Source organism: Pseudomonas sp. 39004, assembly GCF_028682155.1.
In the GTDB taxonomy this organism is placed as follows: domain Bacteria; phylum Pseudomonadota; class Gammaproteobacteria; order Pseudomonadales; family Pseudomonadaceae; genus Aquipseudomonas; species Aquipseudomonas capeferrum.
Genome location: NZ_JANIAG010000311.1, coordinates 1 through 2,939, shown reverse-complemented (window position 1 = coordinate 2,939; position 2,939 = coordinate 1). Strand labels below are relative to the sequence as shown.

3 protein-coding genes are annotated in these 2,939 nt (G+C 57.6%); all 3 read left to right on the top strand.

Features of this window, described 5'->3' with window-relative positions:
• Positions 1–18: 18 nt before the first annotated feature.
• From NP534_RS26445 to NP534_RS26435, 3 genes are read left to right on the top strand one after another with little or no spacing between them, the layout of a single operon-like run.
• Positions 19–1,374 carry a DUF2169 family type VI secretion system accessory protein gene (locus tag NP534_RS26445; RefSeq protein ID WP_274100691.1) on the top strand — a complete coding sequence of 452 codons (1,356 nt, stop codon included), beginning with the start codon at positions 19–21 and terminating at the stop codon, positions 1,372–1,374.
• Between the two features lies 1 nt (position 1,375).
• Positions 1,376–1,732 carry a DUF4150 domain-containing protein gene (locus tag NP534_RS26440; RefSeq protein ID WP_274100690.1) on the top strand — a complete coding sequence of 119 codons (357 nt, stop codon included), beginning with the start codon at positions 1,376–1,378 and terminating at the stop codon, positions 1,730–1,732.
• 4 nt (positions 1,733–1,736) lie between these two features.
• A complete protein-coding gene (locus tag NP534_RS26435; RefSeq protein ID WP_274100689.1) occupies positions 1,737–2,855 on the top strand; it encodes a hypothetical protein in 1,119 nt (372 codons plus the stop codon).
• Positions 2,856–2,939: the final 84 nt, after the last annotated feature.

Genomic DNA, 2,939 nt, shown 5'->3' with positions numbered 1-2,939 from the left:
CTGAAGGGGTAACCCAAGATGGAATTTCGCAACCTGACGCCATTTGACGTCATGTGCTTCAGTGCTGTCGCGCCCGACGGCCAGGAACATCCTGTCATCGCCATGAAGGTTGGCTACCGGCTCGAACCGATCCGGGACCGTCCCGGCCAGTGTCGAGCCGTCGTCATCGATAAAGACCCACTGCCGCTGTGTATGGCCGATACCTACTATGGTGAGCCCGGTAACGGCTCCCTACTCGAAGAAAGCGACCTCGCTCCATTCAAGCCACGCTGCGATGTCATTGTTGTCGGCCATGCCCATGCACCTGCCGGGCAACCCGCACGCTCCTGGGAAGCCGGCCTGCGGATCACCTCCACCCGTCCAAGGCTGGAGATTGTTGATCCGCCGCCGCCCAAGCGAGCACCCGGTGTTTGCCTGACCGCCGATGAACTGTACGCGCACCAGGCCCAGGTGCAGGAAGCCCGGCGCCGCGCCCGTGAACAGCGCACGCCGCTACTGCTGCTGGACAAGGCCCTTCGCTTCACCGGCCCACGAGCGTTTCATCGCAACTTCTTCGGCTGGTATCTCACCGACCCTGAGCCGGCCACACGTGCTCCTCTGCGCTGGGAACATGCTTTCGGAGGCGCCAGCCAGTTCGCCAATCCCGAATATGGGCATCACCCTGACGCTCCCGAGTTCCTCCTCAACGAAGTCTGCTTCAGTAATCCACTGGGCTGTGGCTGGTTGGAGCACCGCCATGAAAAACTGCACTACCAGCAGAGCGGCGAAAAGCTCGCTTGCCTGCCTGCGCCTCAGATCGAGCATCTGCACGAGCCCATCGAGCGCTTGCTGCGCTCGCGACATCCAGATGGCCCACTCAATGCCCCTGCTATGGCGGAGGTGGCGGCCTCCTATGGCTGCAGACCGGCCGGCTTCAGCATCGTTGGCCGAGCTTGGGCACCGCGCCTGGCGCTGGCGGGCACTTATGACGAAAGCTGGGAGGACAACCAGTGGCCAGGTCTGCCGCAGGACTTTGATTTTGGTTATTGGAATGGAGCCCCGGTTGACCAGCAAACTGCTTTTCCTACACCAGATGCACACATTGCGCTGTTCAACCTGACTGATCCATCCCTGAGCCAAGATGGGCAATGTGAAGTCCAGCTTCCAGGCCACCGGCCGTTCGTGCTCATGCGCATGGCCAACGGCGTGATGCTGCCGCTGCCGATGCTCACCGATACATTGCGCATCGACACCGATGCCATGACCCTGTCGATGACGCACCGCATCAGCCTGCCCAATTCGCTTGATATTCGCGTGCTCGAAGCGCGTTTCGAAACCAATCCCGACGCTCCCATCATTCGTCGCGCCCCGCTCCGCAGCAGGGAGCACGCTTGATATGGCCGATAACGTAATGGCTCGGCAACAGACGAAATGGACGGTCATCAGCATCGCGCCCGATGTTTGCAAAACGCCGATGGGCAGCAGCATGCCACCCGTGCCCTATCCGGTCACGGCAGAGCTGGATACCAGCACCGGTGTGGCGAAAAGCGTGCGCGCTAATGGCCATCCGGTAGTCGTCTACAAGCGCAGCTTCACACCCAAGACCGTCGGTGACGCCGCCGGCCAAGCCAAAGGCGTCAAGAGCGGTACCGTCGAGGGCAAATGCCACCCGTTGGAGCACAGCAGTTCTGTGCGTGCGGAAGGCCGTCACCTGGTTCGCCATGGGGACCTGTTCTGGATGAATGGAAGTTGATGCCATGAGCGAGCAGCCCGTTCAACTGGACACGCTTGTGGTGCAGGTTCATGAAGTGCCGTTACGCAAGGTGCCTGGCGGCCCGGACAGGATATTCGTGCAGACCGATGGCACCGGCAACGTGCTTGTCGACTTTGCCGATGGCCTGGACGAATGGGGCAAGCCCCTTGAGTTGAATGAAGCCGAGTACGAGGGGTTGCGCCAGGAAGCGTTCCGCAGGGAACTGGCTGACTTGGAGGACATACCGTCCTACACTCAACTCTATCCATCATCGAAGAACAGCGGCGCGATCACCACGCCGAATGGCAACACTTTGGGACGCGTCAACGGTGAAACGCCGGCGACCGGTGATGCTGCGGATTACTCCAACCCGGAGGTAGAAAGCGAAACACCGGCAGAAGGTATTACAGGCGATGAAATACTGGATGGCCTTCAGCTAGGATTGGACGTTGTGGGTCTGATCCCGGTGTTTGGCGAGTTCGCCGACGTAGCCAACGCCGGCATCAGCCTTGCACGTGGAGACTATGCTGGAGCGGCCTTATCGTTGCTTTCGGCGATCCCTTTCGTGGGCTATCTCGGCACAGCAGGCAAAGTCGGTCGGTATAGCGCTAAGGCAGCCGCGGAAGCTTCGACCAAGGCTGCCAAGCAGATGGCAGATCGAGCCGCTAAGGAAGCCGCTGAAAAGACAGCCAAGGAAGGCTCCGAACATGCTATAAAACGCGCAGATGATGTGGCATCCAAAAGCAAGGATGGGGCAAAAGTAACTGGTGGAACAGGTCTTGGTGGTTTCAAGGTCGGCTTAAGTGCAGACGATATCACTGCTATAAATTCAAAGTTTGGCGGTTCGGCTTCATTCAGAGAAGTAGATACGGCTATTGCAAATGCCGCTAATTATGATGGTTTTTATAATAAGGCTGGCTCATTGATCAGGGATATTGCAGGCGGGCATCTGTTTGATAATGGGAACAAGCGGACTGCTGTTGAGGTGGTTGAGCAGTTGATTATAAAAAACGGCGTGAATGGTCCGCCAAAACAAATTATCTGGAATATTGTGGATAAGGTTGCGACGGGAAAGCTAACTAATGTCCAAGACATTTCAAAAGCATTAAGAGGACTGGATTAATGTCTTTCAATGAGCTTTCTGAAAAGTATGCGGCTCGTTTCGGTTCGCCAAGCATGAATAGCGTCGGGCTAGAGGAGTTTATTC